This is a genomic window from Achromobacter seleniivolatilans (assembly GCF_030864005.1).
Lineage (GTDB): Bacteria > Pseudomonadota > Gammaproteobacteria > Burkholderiales > Burkholderiaceae_B > Achromobacter > Achromobacter seleniivolatilans.
On record NZ_CP132976.1, the window covers coordinates 2,739,930 to 2,755,571 of the forward strand.

16 protein-coding genes and 1 tRNA gene are annotated in these 15,642 nt (G+C 58.6%); 15 read left to right on the forward strand and 2 right to left on the reverse strand.

Translation table 11 applies throughout. The features are described 5' to 3' along the window. Nucleotides 1-32 precede the first annotated feature (32 nt). From RAS12_RS12180 to RAS12_RS12250, 15 genes are all read left to right on the forward strand, one after another. A complete protein-coding gene (locus RAS12_RS12180; protein WP_306948744.1) occupies nucleotides 33-308 on the forward strand; it encodes an HI1506-related protein in 276 nt (91 codons plus the stop codon). Nucleotides 309-314: 6 nt separating this feature from the next. Further along, nucleotides 315-737, forward strand: a complete 423-nt coding sequence (locus tag RAS12_RS12185; protein WP_306948745.1) for a gp436 family protein — start codon at nucleotides 315-317, stop codon at nucleotides 735-737. 2 nt (nucleotides 738-739) lie between these two features. Continuing rightward, on the forward strand, nucleotides 740-1,423 hold the full coding sequence (locus RAS12_RS12190) for a DUF1834 family protein (RefSeq protein ID WP_306948747.1): 684 nt from the start codon (nucleotides 740-742) through the stop codon (nucleotides 1,421-1,423). Next, nucleotides 1,423-1,650, forward strand: a complete 228-nt coding sequence (locus tag RAS12_RS12195) for a DUF2635 domain-containing protein (protein WP_306948749.1) — start codon at nucleotides 1,423-1,425, stop codon at nucleotides 1,648-1,650. Before RAS12_RS12190 ends, RAS12_RS12195 begins: the two co-directional genes overlap by 1 nt. 1 nt (nucleotide 1,651) lies before the next feature. Beyond that, nucleotides 1,652-3,076, forward strand: coding sequence for a phage tail sheath subtilisin-like domain-containing protein (locus RAS12_RS12200; RefSeq protein ID WP_306948751.1), 1,425 nt, complete (start codon nucleotides 1,652-1,654; stop codon nucleotides 3,074-3,076). Between the two features lie 30 nt (nucleotides 3,077-3,106). Continuing rightward, nucleotides 3,107-3,481, forward strand: coding sequence for a phage tail protein (locus RAS12_RS12205; protein ID WP_306948753.1), 375 nt, complete (start codon nucleotides 3,107-3,109; stop codon nucleotides 3,479-3,481). Further along, the gene (locus RAS12_RS12210) at nucleotides 3,478-3,900 is read left to right on the forward strand and encodes a hypothetical protein (RefSeq protein ID WP_306948755.1); all 423 of its coding nucleotides are present in this window, start codon (nucleotides 3,478-3,480) and stop codon (nucleotides 3,898-3,900) included. Before RAS12_RS12205 ends, RAS12_RS12210 begins: the two co-directional genes overlap by 4 nt. A gap of 179 nt (nucleotides 3,901-4,079) precedes the next feature. Next, entirely contained in the window at nucleotides 4,080-6,416 is a 2,337-nt protein-coding gene (locus RAS12_RS12215; protein WP_306948757.1) for a phage tail tape measure protein, read from the forward strand. Further along, nucleotides 6,416-7,693 carry a DNA circularization protein gene (locus RAS12_RS12220; protein ID WP_306948759.1) on the forward strand — a complete coding sequence of 426 codons (1,278 nt, stop codon included), beginning with the start codon at nucleotides 6,416-6,418 and terminating at the stop codon, nucleotides 7,691-7,693. The genes RAS12_RS12215 and RAS12_RS12220 overlap by 1 nt, the downstream gene beginning before the upstream one ends. Continuing rightward, nucleotides 7,677-8,810, forward strand: a complete 1,134-nt coding sequence (locus tag RAS12_RS12225) for a phage baseplate assembly protein (protein ID WP_306948761.1) — start codon at nucleotides 7,677-7,679, stop codon at nucleotides 8,808-8,810. The genes RAS12_RS12220 and RAS12_RS12225 overlap by 17 nt, the downstream gene beginning before the upstream one ends. After that, a complete protein-coding gene (locus tag RAS12_RS12230) occupies nucleotides 8,807-9,454 on the forward strand; it encodes a phage baseplate assembly protein V (RefSeq protein WP_306948762.1) in 648 nt (215 codons plus the stop codon). Before RAS12_RS12225 ends, RAS12_RS12230 begins: the two co-directional genes overlap by 4 nt. Before the next feature lie 54 nt (nucleotides 9,455-9,508). Further along, on the forward strand, nucleotides 9,509-9,859 hold the full coding sequence (locus RAS12_RS12235) for a phage GP46 family protein (protein WP_306948764.1): 351 nt from the start codon (nucleotides 9,509-9,511) through the stop codon (nucleotides 9,857-9,859). After that, complete coding sequence (locus RAS12_RS12240) at nucleotides 9,859-10,923, forward strand: baseplate J/gp47 family protein (protein WP_306948766.1); 1,065 nt, start codon at nucleotides 9,859-9,861, stop codon at nucleotides 10,921-10,923. Before RAS12_RS12235 ends, RAS12_RS12240 begins: the two co-directional genes overlap by 1 nt. Beyond that, nucleotides 10,923-11,492 (forward strand): YmfQ family protein, encoded by a 570-nt coding sequence (locus RAS12_RS12245; RefSeq protein WP_306948768.1) that lies wholly within the window; start codon nucleotides 10,923-10,925, stop codon nucleotides 11,490-11,492. Before RAS12_RS12240 ends, RAS12_RS12245 begins: the two co-directional genes overlap by 1 nt. Nucleotides 11,493-12,330: 838 nt before the next feature. After that, complete coding sequence (locus RAS12_RS12250) at nucleotides 12,331-12,765, forward strand: tail fiber assembly protein (RefSeq protein WP_306948770.1); 435 nt, start codon at nucleotides 12,331-12,333, stop codon at nucleotides 12,763-12,765. Nucleotides 12,766-13,067: 302 nt separating this feature from the next. Here RAS12_RS12250 and RAS12_RS12255 read toward each other — a convergent pair. Continuing rightward, nucleotides 13,068-13,146: transfer RNA gene (locus RAS12_RS12255), tRNA-Ile, on the reverse strand. 7 nt (nucleotides 13,147-13,153) lie between these two features. Then, nucleotides 13,154-15,427: an RNA polymerase sigma factor RpoD gene (rpoD, locus tag RAS12_RS12260; protein WP_306948772.1), complete on the reverse strand. Its 2,274-nt coding sequence runs from the start codon at nucleotides 15,425-15,427 to the stop codon at nucleotides 13,154-13,156. Nucleotides 15,428-15,642 lie beyond the last annotated feature (215 nt).

Here is a 15,642-nt window from a genome sequence, read left to right on the forward strand (position 1 = left end):
GGCGGCAACCGAATCAAACTCAGGAGGGCCATATGGCCGAGAAAATCAAGGTGCTGCGAGTCGTGGCACGCAAGGAAAGCTTCCGCCGCGCTGGCTACCAATTTGGCGCAAACGCCGTGGATATCCCGATGGATGACCTGACCGGCGCGCAAGGCAAAAAGAAGCTGGAGGCGATCCTGGCCGATCCCGCATTGGTCGCGACGGAGCTGGAGGTGGAGGCCGACGCCATCCAAGCCGCTGCCCCCGAGGCGGCCACGACGCCCGCTACCGGCACGCGCACCCGCGCCCGCAACGGCAACCGCGGCTAAGGCTCCATGTACGCCACCGCCGCCGATATGGTCCGCCAGTTCACGCATCGCGAGGTGCTGGCGCTGACCGACCCCGAGGATACGGGCGACATTGACCAGGTCATCCTGGACGGTGCGCTGGTCGCGGCATCCGCTGAGATTGACACCTATCTCAGCGGACGTTATCGCCTACCCCTCAACCCTGCCCCCCAGCACCTGGTGCGCATCTGCTGCGACATTGCACGCTATGTCCTGACAGGCGACGAACGCCAGGTAACGGACACCATCACCGACCGCTACAAGGCGGCGGTGAGGTTTCTGGAACTGGTGGCCAATGGAAAAGTGACGCTGGGACCCGGTGAAAACGGTGTGACGCCCAGCTCGGACGGCGGCGTGCAATTCGTGCAAGGGTCCCGCGTCTTTGTGCGTCAAGGACCGGGAGCGTTCTGACCATGTTTCGCGCTACTCCTATCGGCAGTATCCAGGCGGCCATGATCGAACGGCTCCAGATCGGCCTAGGCAAGATGGTTAAGTCCGTCGAGTCCTACGGCGGCGAGTTGGACGACGAGCTGGCCACGGTCGTCCGGCGTTTCCCTGCGGCTTGGGTTTCGTTCCTGGGTGTGCAGGCCACGAAAGGCATGAACACGGCACGCACCAAGAACCTGGCGCGTGGGCGCTTCACGGTCATGGTGGGCCAGCGTTCGGTGCGCTCTGAAGACGCACCGCGCAAGGGCTCACGCGACCAGGTCGGAACGGACCAACTCATCTATGCCGTGCGCAGGCTGCTTGCCGGACAGGACTTCGGGCTGGACGACGTGGGCCAGATGAAGCCCGGCGCGGTGCGCCCGCTCTTTAACGGTCGCGCCAAGGCTGACGCCTGCGCCATCTTTGCGGTGGAGTTTGATGTGGAGTGGGTGGAACACGTCCTCTCCAATGGCCGCTGGCCAAGCCCAGACCCTGGGCAGATTGGCGACCCGGACGCAACCGACCCGGACCTGATCTTTTCCGATGAGGGCGGCAAGACTGACGAACCGTACCCCTGGCTTACTGGCATCCAGCTGGATTACCGGCTGGCCACACGCAGCGATACCGATCCACCTAACGCCACCGACGTGGTGACATTTAACGAGGACTGATGATGACAACCATCAATGTCAAAGCCGCGCCTGGCCTGCGGGTCCCCCGCGAGGACAACGGACGCAAGTACATCACCGACAAAGCATTTTCGGTGGAACAAACCATTTACTACCTGCGCCGTCTGGCCGACGGCGATCTTGTCCACGTCGACGATACGCAGGCTGCTGGCCAGGCAGCGCCTACCGACGCCGTGGCCCCACGTGCAACCACGAAAAAGGGAGCCTGACATGGGCGAAATCATCCAGCTGGACCAGATCCCTGTCAGCACCCTCAAGCCGGGTGCATATTTCGAGTTCAATACGAAGCTTGCCCGCTCGTCCTTGCCAACGAACTTGCAGCGTGTCTTGATCTACGGCCAGCGCCTGGCCACGGGTATGACGCCAGCACTCACAACCGTTGACGTATTCAATGACAAAGACGCCGCCGTCTACTTTGGCGCTGGGTCGATTGCGCATCGTATGGTCATCAATGCCATCGAGGCCAACCCGAATGCCCAGATTGCGGTCATCGCGGTAGACGACGCGGCCGCCAGCCAGGCCGCGCAGGGCGAGGTGGAGATCACGGCGGCGGCGACGGGGCGCGGCATTCTCAAGTTCTTCGTTGGCCCTGAGTCCGTAGATGTAGCTATCGAAACCGACATGCCCGCTGCCGACATGGCGGCTGCAACTGCGGCGGCGATTAATGCCAACGTGGAGCTTCCTGTAACAGCTACCGCGACGGCGGGAAAAATCAAGGTCGAGGCCAAGCACAAAGGCGAAGCCGGAAACCAGATCAAGCTCGCCGCAGTGGTGCGCTATTCGACGGGCGCAACTAATACGATCACTGCGCAGCTCGCGGGCGGCCTGGCCGATCCTGACCTGCGCCCTGCCTACGCTGCCGCCTTCGGCTCTTCCTATGAAATTCGCGTCTGCCCATTTGCCACGCAAGAGGCGCTGCTGGCTTTCCGCGATCACCTGGAAGAGCTTGGTAGTCCCTTGGAGCAGCGTGACGCCATCGGCGTGGCGGGATTCCCTGGCACGCTGGCGGCGGCCACCACCGTCGCCAGTGCGGTCAACTCGTCCATCATCACCTTGGCCTGGTACAACAAATCCAAGCGCACTACGGGCGAGATTGCGGCGGGATACGCCGCCGTGATGGCGGGCGAAGAGCATCCGGCGCGGCCTTTGAACTATCTGGAAATTCAGGGCCTGGACATAATCGCCCAAGAAGATTATCCGGGACGCAAGGAACAAGAGAACGCCTTGCACAACGGCGTTACTCCGCTCATCGTCGGCCCCGGAAACCGGGTGCAAATTGTGCGCGCAATCTCCACCTACCTGGTCGACGCCCAGAACATCCCGGATGACTCCAGCCTGGATATCACAGTGTTCCGCACGCTGCATTACTTCCGTAAGGCATGCCGCCAAGCCGTGGCCCTACGTTTTCCGCGTGAGCTGCTTTCGGAGAAAACGCCGCCGAAGGTGCGCACTCTGCTGTTGCAAATCTCTTACCAATGCGAAGACCTGGAAATCCTACAGAACATCGACCAGTACAAAGACCGCCTGGTAGTGCAGAAGCATCCGCAAAACAAGGGTATGGCCGTCGCGTCCATTCCCGCGCCAATTGTGCATGGCATGCACGTCTTTGCTGGTCGCATCGACCTGTACGTTTAACGGGTCCAACAGACCCATAAGGAGCCAATCATGGCAATCAAGGAATACGTTGGCGCCATCATCATGGAGCTGGACGGCAAAGAGGTCGAGGTCATTGACATCGACGTGACCGAAAGCACCGGCATGAAGCCCGTCAAGGTCATGAACCGAAGCCGTCTCATTGGCGGCGTGGCCAAGGGAATTAAAGAATACTCGCTGCGTGTGACCGTTCCCATCCCGTTCGATGATGACACCAAGTGGGCCGAGATATTCGGAGCCTCGATCACGGTGTTTCCATCGTCACCTGGCGGCAAGCGCGAGACATACATGGACTGCTGCACGTCAGAGGTGGGCAAACAGTACACCGTTGACAACGAAGCGCGTCGCACCCTGACCATGTTTGCAGTCAAGAAGGTGGACGAATGACAACCAAGCCGCAACAACAGCAAACCGGCACGGCCACGCAACAGCGCGTCGTCCTGGTCACCGGCAGTTTCACCTACGGCGTTCCTTACGGCGATCGCAGGCATTACGACTTCGTCATGCACCTGCCGACTATGGGCGACAACATTGATGCGCTGGAGGCATACCCGGATGGTTCGCCTGCGCGTATCGACCTGGCCATGTTTGCCTCTTGCATGGTGCGCTTGGGCGACATCCCCTCGGACGATATCTCTTTCGAGCTGCTGACGGAGATGGACCCGACTGACGTGGATGTCATTTATGCAGCGATGAGCGAGGCAAAAAAAAAGCTGCGGCCACGGAACGAAAGCTCCGAACCTACAGAAAACTCATCCTCGTCCTCGGAAAGCACGGCATCCCAGAAAACCGCGTCCGTCGCCTGACGTTTGAGCAGTTGGAGGGCTACCTTGAAGCCTTGGCCGAGTTGAACGGCTCGGCCAAGAATTCAGGTAGTTCATCCACGCGCCGCATCGTGAGCCAGCGGCGCGTAAGGCCAAAGGCGCGACTGCGCCGCAAGCAGCGCATTGCCGCGCTCACGCCATCTACATAACCGAGGCCAGCCGTGTCCAACACGAACATGAAAGTCGCCCTTGAGATCGTCGTCAGCGACCGGGGCAGCAAAGAGGCTGCACAAGCTGTTTCTGTCGTCGCTCAAAAAAAGCATGAAGCATCACGGCAAGAGCAGCGTGATGCCGCTGCGGTGGTCACGGCGGTGTCTGTCGTGGCGCAGAAAAAGCAAGAAGCCGCGCGCCAGGAACAACGTGATGGCGCGGTAGTGAGCGCGTCCAACAGCAGGTACATCGACCAAAGCCGACGCGCCAGCGTTCAGCTCGCCCAACAGCAGATTGCCTCATCACGTCACGCATCGTCTCAAATCCTGCGCGATACGGAGCGCCTGCACTCTGCCAGGGCGCGCCTAGGCATTCGGTCGGAAAAGTCCTTGCAGCGCGAGATTGTGCAGACGGCAATCGCCTATAAGCGTTTGGAAGATTCAGGCAGAGTGTCAGGACGGGAACTTGCCCGCGCTGCCGAGGCGGCACAGCGCAAAGTCAAAATGCTTCAAAGGGAAATGCGCGAGCTGAAAACCCCCAGCGAATGGGGCAAGGGTCTGGCAGCCATTGGCGGCGGCGTGATGGCGGGAGTTGCCATAGCAAAGCGTCCGCTCTCGGACACGATGGCGTATGACCAGCAGATTGCGGCTATGTCGAATACGGCGTATGCCTCAGAAGGTATCGATGGCAGACGAGAGGGGCAAAGAGAAATCAGCTTCCAAATCGGTCGAGCTGTGAGGCAAGGCGGCACGCGGGAAGATGCGGCGGACGCTCTCAACGAGCTACTGGGCAGCAGCGGACTGTCCCGAGATGAAGCGTTTTCTATGCTCCCCACCGTGCAGAAAACCGGGTTGGCTGCGGGCAGGAAATCTCGGGAAATCGTCCCCCTGGTCGGCGCGCTCAAGGCAAACAATATCCCCGTCGCGGATATGCCCGCCGCGCTGGGCAAGATGCTGCATGCGGGTGAAACCGGCGGCTATGGCATTGAGAACATGATTACCAGCCTGCCGAAGCTCCTGGCATCCCAGCGCGACAACTACGGCATATCAGGCATGAAGGGCCTGGAAATGGCCTTGGTCGATATGCAAGCGATCACAGCAGGCACCAACATGCCGCAAGAATCCGCCCAATCGTTGATGGCATTGATGAACACGCTCAAACAGCCCGCTGTATCGCAAGCCGTGGCCAAGAAGCTATCAATTGGCGGCAAAGGCGTTGACCTGGCGGGTACATTGGGTAAGGGTGCGCTACGCGACATCAGTCCCTTGGAGACATTCGCCGCTGTTGTTGATAAGTCTATGGGCAACAACCAGGTCTACAAGCAGTTGCAAGGCCGTTTAGCTAATGGCGGCACGCAAGCCGATAGGGAGCAAATGACGACCTTGCTTGAATCATCAGTATTTCGTGATGTGGGCATCGGCCGGGAATCGCTCATGGCGCTGTCTGGCTATATGAGTCAACGTGGTGCAATCAAGGGTCTGCGCAGCGAATACGCAGGCGTCGGTGTTGGCGCGTTGGAAACGAGCAGCTCTGTGATGATGGCTACTGCTGGCGAGCAGGTGAACCAGGCCAATCAAGCAATTGCGGATGCGCGCCACAACGCGTTAAAGCCCGTCACGGATGTAATGGGCGATCTAGCTAACAAGATTACCAAGTATGCGGATACCTATCCGGGGTTGACCACTGCGATAGTGGGCGCTACGGATGGGATCAAAGTGATGGCAGGCGCAGCGTTGGCCTTTGGTGGCATCAAGATGGTGACGGGCGCTGGCGTTGGTGTGGGCGCGGTGGCGGCAGGGACTGCCAGTGGCGTATCAAGCGTTGCGGGCCGTGCGGCGAGCGTACTGGCACCTACTCGATTCCTTGGGTCCGGCGTGCTGGCCAGATCAGCACCACTAGCTTCTGTGGCGCTCGGGGGGTACGACGCGCTTGGCGTTTCTGGAAGCGATATTACTCAGGCAGAAAAGAACGCTGCTTATACGCGGATTGGCGGGCGCACTGGCGGCGGCATGGCAGGAGCCTATGCAGGAGGCCAAGCACTCGCCTTTCTTGGCCCCTACGGCGTTGCAGCTGGCGCTATTGGCGGCGGGCTTTTGGGTAGTCTCGGAGGCGATTGGGCCGGGGAAAAACTGGGCCAAGCGTGGTTTGGCTCAGGCGTGGCACGACCTGAAACTGGCTCAGCTGCCAGTCTTGCAACGGGTGGCTTTGACCCGGCAGCTATGCAGCGGGCCATCATTAGCGCTAACCGTGCGTCGCCCCAGAAAATGGAGGTCAAGGTAATTCTTGATGGCCGAGAAATTGCAGCTTCAGTCAACGAACACAATTCACGGGACGCCAGGAGAGATTAATGTCTTGGGATAAAACCCTGTTGGATGCGTCTTTTAAGGGCATCAAGTTTGAGTGCGAGCATACACAGGACGGGGCCGAGCGCGACGTACAAAAGCACCAATACCCCTACCTAAATGGCGAAGATGCGGAAGACCTGGGGCGCGGTGGCATCGGGACCGAATTGACCGCAGTTTTCTGGGGTGATGATTACGAGCAGAAATTGCAGAAGTTCGTGGAGGTGTTGGAGCAGCCGGGACCGGGTGAACTCATCCATCCAATCTTTGGCTCTATTCCTCTTGCCCAGCTTGAGGGCTGGAGAATCCGACATGATGCGGAAAGCCCCGACGCTTGCTCGGTGGAGTTGCGCTTTCTACACAGCACGACGAGCAGCCCTTTCTTTGTGCGGCAATTGCCTGAACAGAAGGCGGCAGCTAGTCGGCAATTAAAAGACGATGGTATCGCCAGTGGAGTCGAGGCATTCGCCAAGCGCCTAAAGGCTCTAACGAGCCTGCAAGGAATAACGGACAGATTGAATTCGATACGGTCAACGATGGGACGCGTATTGAGTGCAGTTCGCAGTGTGACCAACGGTACTAGCGCGATTGTTGACCTGATCGACTTTCCGCGTGCGTTTACCGCAGAATTGTCCAACGGCCTGCATGGCCTAGTGGACTTACGCGCATTTGGGTCCGCCAGTCGCATGTCGGATTGGAAGGGCTTAAAGGGTATCTTTGACGACGTTGTATTGCTGCCGGTCTCGTCCGCAAAAGGACAGACGCCGACATCATTCCGACCGACCCAGACAGGGCAAGCCGCGACCCAACAGGGTCAAAATCCCATCGCAATTCTGCCCGAGGATCAAAAGCCAATTGAGGCCATCGTCAAGGTTGTAGTTGCGGGCGAGCTGGTCGATATAGCATCGGACATCCTGACCGAAGAAGCAAAGCGGCCGACGCTCTCGCCTGCGGATATCGAGCAGATTGTTGCCGACGTGCGTGATGCGATTCAAGATGCCATAGATGACAACCGTGACCTTTATCCCGTAGAAGAAGCCCGTGTCATCACGGAGCCGCTTAAAGAGGCTGCGTTGGCAATTCAAGAAGCTGGGGCGGCCGTCATCGAAGCGAGGCCGCCTCTGCGCCGCCGTACTATCGACGCGCCAGCAAATCTGCATCTTATTGCCTTTGCGTGGTACGGCGATTTTCGGCGGTCCGATGAGCTACTAAGGTTGAATCCTCGGCTACGGAATCCCAACGATTTGAATACGGGGGACACCATCAATGGCTACGCCCAATAGCTCGCAAGGACACACTCCAGACCTGTCGAGAGACATAGAGCCAGTTAGTATTCTGATTGGTGGTCGTGTCCACAACGACTGGTCAAACTATGACGTTGACTCCGACCTCATGCGGCCGGCTGCGGGATGGCGTGTGGACTTAGGCTTGCCAGCTGGCCAACTTCCGCTGGCCGTTGAACCTGGGGCACGCGTTGAAGTGCGCATAGGCTCCGATGTGGCGCTTACTGGCATTGTGGACGATGTTGATGATGACGTTGGCGGCCGGACAGCAAGCCTGTCTATGTCCGGCAGAGATGGGGCTGGCATTCTCACGGATTGCAGCGCTCCAATTTTCACCGCCAAAGACATGAGCCTTGAGCAGATTGTAAGGTCTGTGGTCAACCCACTGGGGATATCAAAAGTGCGCGTTGATTCACGTGGCAGCAGCGCCGCGAAGAAGGTAAATATTGAACCTGGTGACACGGCATGGCGAGCGCTGGAACGTGCGGCGCATGCAAACGGCCTGTGGCCCTGGTTTGCACCGGACGGGACGCTTATCGTCGGCGGGCCAGACTATGACGCACCGCCAGTGGCTAGCTTGATTCTCAGGCGAGACGGCAAAGGCAACAACATAAACCGCCTACGCCGCATCAAGTCAATCGCCCGACGTTATTCCGAAATCACGATCTTGGGTCAATCCAATGGTACGAATGCCGCGAATGGTCAGAATGCGATGCGGACAATCGTCCGTGACCCAGACGTAAAAATATATCGGCCACTGATTCTGACAGACGGTGACGCGCTAAGCGGTGATTCGTTATTGCGCCAAGCGGAAAAGGCGCTTGCAGATGGACGCTTAGACGGGTTGACCTACCAAGCTGACGTGCGAGGTCATCGAACAAGTAATGGTGTCTTGTGGGAGCCAGGCCAACGCGTACATCTTGAGGACGAGCGCAGGGGTTTCAGTGGCATCCTGTTTGTAATGGCTCGGCGCTTTAGAGGGGGAAGCGGCACCAGCACGACGACCACTCTAACGCTGAAAGAGGACAAGGTGTGGATACCGCTCGTTGTGCCCAAGGGAAAACGAAAACTGGAAACCAAGGCGTTTGATCCGGAAGAATTGGACACGACACCATGAACATTAGGACTATCGACGAACGTATTCGCCGCTTCTTTAGATCAATTCGTCAGCCGTTCCGCATGATGATAGGCAGAACATCCACGGGTGTCGGCATCAAAAAGGTGTCCGGCGAAGCGCTGGCCGGTGAGGCGGTGCGGGACGCTGAATTGATTCAGCAATATGGCTATCACTCCGTTCCGCCCGAGGGGACCATGGGTGTCGCGGTGGCCCTGGGCGGCGCGACATCACACGCGGTGATCGTGGCAACCCAACATGCAACCGTTGGCATAGACCTGAAAACGGGAGAGGTTGCGCTGGTGCATCAAGATGGGCATTTCATTCACTTAAAGAACGGCCGAATCATCGAAGCAGAATGCGACGAGTACGTCATACGGTGCAAGACCTGGCGCGTTGAGGCGTCAAGTGGAGCGACGATGGACACCCCGGTTTTTAACGTAACTAAGCAGGCGCAGATTGATGGTTTGGTGACCGGCAAGGGCGGTCTGTCACTGTCCAATGAGAAGGGCGGAGGCGGCAGCGCAGTAGCCAGCATCGCGGGAACGATGCGAGTGACGGAAGATGTCATTGCCGGTGGCGTTAGTCAGATCGGTCATCAACACAAAGATTCTTTGGGAGGCGTGACTGGTAACCCTATTCGCTGACCCACTGAAGTCTTTCAGCTGATTTCCGCGTTTCCCTCTCGCCACAATGCTGGCATGGACCCGCGAATTGATCCCAGCACAGGCGACTACAGCGGCGAGCGCATTACGTCGCTCGCCAATGCCGTCTATGTACGTCTCACAACACCTCTTGGCTCATGGTGGGCTGATCCAACACTAGGGTCTCGCCTTCATGAACTGGAAAGGGAGCTGGACGTATCTCGCGTGCGAATCCTAGCTCGTCAGTACGCCGAGCAAGCGCTTAAGACGTTGATTGATACCGGCCGCGCGCAGAGCATCACCGTCACAGCAATACAGGTGCGCAAAAGCTGGTGCGACCTTCACGTGTCTGTCATTGACAACACGAGTCAAGAGCAACATTTCAAACATCCGGTGAAGGTCGCATAATGCCCTTCCCCGTTCCTGCGTTTTCACAGATTCGCAGCAATCTGCTGCGCGACCTCAAGAACTATCGGCCTGATGCAGATGTCACTACTGACAGCGATTTCTTTATTCGTGCCACGTCTGTAGCAAGTTCGATTGAGGGGTTGTATCAGCATCAAGCGTGGATGGTGCGCCAGATATTTCCGGATACAGCGGACCAAGAATATCTTTACATGCACGCAGCTGTTAGGGGGCTGAATCTAAAGCAAGCTATTCCTGCCCGTGGATACTTGCGCCTTACCGGTCAGCCCGGAAAACAGGTTCCCGAGGGCTTGCAGGCCAAGCGCGGCGATGGTGTGTTGTATCGCGTGACGGCGAGCGATCACATGCCGGAGGCGGGAAGCGGATTGTTTGCGGCTGAAGCTTTGACGCCAGGGGTCACGGGCAATGCAGACGATGACACCCCCGTGACGCTCCAGGTAGCCCCGAGTGGTCTGGACTCAGATGCCAAACTTTTCTTAATGCGTGGCGGGGTCGCCCAGGAAACTGATACTGAATTGCTTGCGCGCTTACTGGAACTCATCCGACGACCACCCGCCGGTGGCAATCGTCACGACTACCGGCGCTGGGCCATGGAAGTCGAAGGCGTCTCTGACGCGTTCGTATATCCGCTTCGCCGTGGCCTAGGGACGGTTGATGTGGCCATCGTCTCCGGTGATGGATTGCCATCGCAAGACACCATCAATAGGGTGTTGGCCTACATCGATGACGTCCGACCTGTGACGGCAAAAGGTTGTTTGATTGTCGCGCCCACCTTGCGTCATGTAGATGTACGTGTCCGTACTTCGTTGCGCGACACCAGCCTGGAGCTGGCCAGCATCGCCATTAATCGGGCCTTAGCGACTCAGTTCGATCAGATCGCGCCCGGCGCTGCATGGGTACGCAGTCAATCGGAAGCCCTTGTCTCAAACGTCGCTGGCGTCATTGATCGCCACATCTCGTCACCCACTGCCAACATCGTGCCGGTCGTCAATGCCGACGTGATTGAGTGGCTGCGCCTCGGTGCTGTCACCGTGGAGCCGATGTAGTGAAGCACCAGCAATTGTTGGCACGGCTTCTGCCGCCGCGCACCTATGAAATCAGTGGGACGGGATTGTCTGCCGAATTGAAAGCGGAGGGCGAAGCTCTAGACCGCGCACAGCAGAAGTCCGGCCAGGTTTTGAACAGCGTGACGCCAATAGGCGCAATCGACACGTTGCCGGATTGGGAAAGGGTTTGCGGACTGACTCCAGCGGATGGGTCGAACCGGCAGCAGCGCCTAGAGGCCGTCCTGGCCAAGTTGCAAGAGCTGGGCGGCCTATCCATTCCGTACTTCAAGGGCTTGGCCAGGCGACTGGGCTACGAAATCGAAATTACGGAATTCGAACCGTTCTTTCTGGATTACAGCCATTTGAATGAGGACATTCTTTTTGACCAGGATGTCATTTGGGTTTGGCAAGTCTCCGTGATAGGCGGCCAGGTCCGTGCGTTTCCCTTTTATCTCGATATGTCATCCGTAGATGAGGCTCTGCTCTCGTTCAGCGATTCGGTGATTGAGGAATATTTCCGAGACCTAAAGCCCGCCCACACATTCGTATTGTTCGACTATCAGGAGTAAGTATTGTGAGAATCCCGGAGACCGAATCAGGTGAGTTTCTAGGCGGGAATCCCGCCACCGGCAAGCCGGGCAGTATGTTGACTGCTCTGTTGATGAATTCGTGGCTGCGGGAGCTGCTAGGGATTGTGCATGCGGGGGGGCTGGAGCCTGACCCAGCCGATGATGGGCAGATCGTTAAAGCGCTCAAGCAAATGATGCTCAAGGCTAACGAAGGCTACATGCCGCTGTTGGCATCACCGCCAGTTCAGAAGGTGGCCAGTGCGATTTTCGTCCCAGGAATTGGTGCAATGGAGTGGGTGGAGTCACCAGCGTTCACTGGCTATCGTTCCCCGTTTGCGGGGCTGGTGGCCTTCTTTCCTACCCTGACTCCCCCACCCGGATGGTTGAAGGCGAACCAGGCCGCAGTGTCAGTTTCTGCCTATGCCGGGTTAGCTTCTGCCATTTACTGCGGCGACCTGGCCAACTCAACTGCCCCAGTGGGCTACCGATGCACCAATCCCGCCAGTCCGGCAACGAGTCGCAGCGTGACGGGCGGGTACATCGTCTTGCCAGAGACCCGAGGCGAGTTTATCCGAGGTGTGGACGATAGCCGGGGAATCGACGCAGGCCGTGCCATAGGTTCTATGCAGGCCGCCACGTCGATGTACTTAGCCCCGAATAGCGACACCACCGGCGCGGCAGCATCGAACCGAGCGACCGACGTGGACTCGTCCACGGCTGGCGGCAGTCCTGCGGTTACCTACACATCGGGGGGGGGTACTACGGCTTCGCGGTTCACCGTGCGGGCGCGAAACGTCGCATTGCTCGGTTGCATCAAATACTAGAAGGGATTTAACACATGGAAAAGCTGGTTTCGCAGCTAGACGCATCAGGCTGGTTCGTCGGACAGGTCAAGGCCGACCCGTCCCCCCTGGAGCCAGGCGTATACCTTTTGCCTGGTGGATCGGTCGATATCCCCCCGCCCGAGGCTTTGAGACAGGACAAACGCTATTTGTTCCAAGATGGTGGGTGGCTGGAGGAGGATGCCCCTCAACTTGCAGGTCCAGACGGACAACAGCTTAAAGATGCCGCGTTGGCGCAACGGGACAACTTATTGCAGTACGCAACGCTGCGAATGGCCCCCCTGCTGGACGCCATAGAGCTGGAAATGGCCACCGAGGAAGAGCGGGCGACATTGATTGCCTGGCGGCAACACCGCATTCAGCTCAATCGCATTGAGCTGCAACCGGACTTTCCGGAATCCATCGCGTGGCCACAGCCCCCCGACGCCTGAACCCAAGGACGCCATCATGAGCGTCCGGAGCGCCGCGCAACGGCCTGGTGGGGGGGAAAGGCTAGGTTGCCCCCTTTGGAGCCTGGAGAGGCGTGTGGGCCGTCTCAAACGAGCCGCTTTTCCGTCTCAAACGACGCGCCGCGCTACAGAACGGATCGAGATGGTGCAGAAGTATGCCCACCTCGCCCCGACCCATCTGGCCCACCACGCCGAGAACGTCAAGATTACGTCAATGTCGGCGCTGGAAACGAAACAGCCGCCATTGCTGGCGGCTGTAGGTACCTGATTTCTCAGGATTTCTTTGGTAGGCCCCCCGAGAGTCGAACTCGGCACCAACGGATTATGAGTCCGCTGCTCTAACCAAGCATGAGCTAGAGGCCCAGAAAACTTATTGCCCTTCCAAGAAGCTCTTCAGCTTATCGGCGCGGCTAGGATGACGCAGCTTACGCAGAGCTTTAGCCTCTATTTGGCGAATGCGCTCACGCGTAACGTCGAACTGCTTACCCACTTCTTCCAAGGTCTGGTCGGTGCTCATTTCGATACCGAAACGCATGCGCAGAACCTTGGCTTCTCGCGGGGTCAGAGAGTCTAGCACTTCCTTGACCACATCGCGCATAGAACCGTGCAATGCCGCGTCGGAAGGCGCCAGCGTCGACGTGTCTTCGATGAAATCGCCCAGATGCGAGTCATCGTCGTCACCAATCGGCGTTTCCATGGAGATCGGTTCTTTGGCGATCTTCAAGATCTTGCGGATCTTGTCTTCCGGCATGTCCATCTTTTGCGCCAGCGTCGCGGGATCAGGCTCAGCACCGGTTTCCTGCAAAATCTGACGGCTGATCCGGTTCATCTTGTTGATCGTTTCGATCATGTGAACCGGTATACGGATGGTGCGCGCCTGGTCGGCGATAGAGCGCGTGATGGCCTGACGAATCCACCACGTGGCGTACGTCGAGAACTTGTAGCCACGGCGGTATTCGAACTTGTCCACGGCCTTCATCAGACCGATGTTGCCTTCCTGAATCAGATCCAGGAACTGCAGGCCACGGTTCGTGTACTTCTTGGCAATCGAGATCACCAGACGCAGGTTGGCCTCGGTCATTTCACGCTTGGCCTTGCGAGCCTTGGCTTCGCCGGTGGCCATGCGCTTATTGACGTCCTTCAGATCCTTCAGCGGCAACACAACGCGCGTTTGCAGGTCGATCAGCTTTTGCTGCAATTCCTGCACGGCGGGAATCTGGCGCTCCAGCGTTTCGGCGTACGGGTGGCCAGCGGCCACTTCGTCCACGACCCACTGCAGGTTCGTTTCGTTACCCGGGAACACCTTGATGAAGTGCAGGCGCGGCATGCCGGCCCTGTCCACACACGTGTGCAGAACGGCGCGCTCAAGCTGGCGCACTTCTTCGACCTGGTTGCGCAGCGTGTCGGCCAGCTTCTCGACCATCTTGGCAGTGAAGCGGATGCCCATCAGTTCGTTCTGGATGGATTCCTGAGCGCGCACGTAGATGTCCGACTTGTAGCCGTCCTTCTCGTACGACAAACGCATCTTGTCGAACTGCTTGCTGACTTCGTCGAACTTGGCCAGCGCCTTCACGCGCAGGTCTTCCAGCTGCTTGCTGGACATACCGCCCGCGGGGCCGTCATCGCTTTCGTCTTCGTCGGCCGTGACGCCGGCGCCGGCGTATTCCTCGCCGTCTTCCGGATCAACCAGGCCATCGACCACTTCGTCGATCTGCGCTTGGCCTTCCCGCACGCGCAGGATGTGGGCCAGGATCTCGTTGATCGTGGTCGGGCAGGCCGAGATGGCCATGACCATGTGCTTCAGGCCGTCTTCGATACGCTTGGCGATTTCGATTTCGCCTTCGCGAGTCAGCAGCTCGACCGAACCCATTTCGCGCATGTACATACGCACGGGATCGGTGGTGCGACCGAAATCGGAATCCACGGTGGTGAGCGCGGCTTCGGCTTCGTCTTCGACGTCGTCGTCGTTCGACGCTACCGGCGCGTTTTCGCTCATCAGCAGCGTTTCGGCGTCGGGTGCCTGGTCATAGACCGCGATACCCATGTCGCTGAACGTGCTGATGATGCCGTCGATGGCTTCGGCATCGACCAGATCGTCAGGCAGATGGTCGTTGATTTCGCCGTACGTCAGGTAGCCGCGGTCTTTACCCAGCTTGATCAGCTGCTTCAAGCGGTTGCGGCGCGCTTCGTATTCTTCCGGCGTCACGGGACCGCGAGCGATCAGGTCCTTGGCGTCGGCCTTGCCGCGCTTGCCACCGCGCTTGGGCGGCTTCAAGTCAGGCAGCACTTCGCCTTCGCCGTCCATGGTGTCGTCGAATCCGTCGCCATCATTATTGGCATTCTTCGCGGGGCGGCCCGGACGGCGGCCGCTCGGCACGGGACCCGAACGTGGGGTGCTCACCAGATCGGCGAGCTTGTCCTCGGCCTTCTTGGCACGTGCCTTCGTTACTTTTTCGGGCTTCTCAGCACCAGTTGCCGTCTTGGTTGCCTTTTTGGCAGCCGTCTTGGCAGCGGGCTTGGCGACCTTTACCGCCGTCTTGGCAGGCGCTTTTTCCGCCGCCATGCTTACGGCGCGCTTGGCCGTAGTGGCCTTGGTTTCAGCCGCATCAATTGCAGAGGAGGATTTGCCGGTGGATTTGGTCATAGTCGCTTCCGTGGTCGTCGCAACCCGTTTGGGCTTTTTTGCACCGCAAAAGGCCGCCCTGGACGGAGGCCCAGCACGGCACATACGGGTAAAACTGGTGAATCGGCGGAGACCATGCGGCTGCGTTGTTCGCAGCGCTAGCTCTTGCGAGCCCGCTTGGCGCCGTTGCGGTGCGTTATCTGCATACCGGTACTGGCGCTTTGACGTGCATGGCC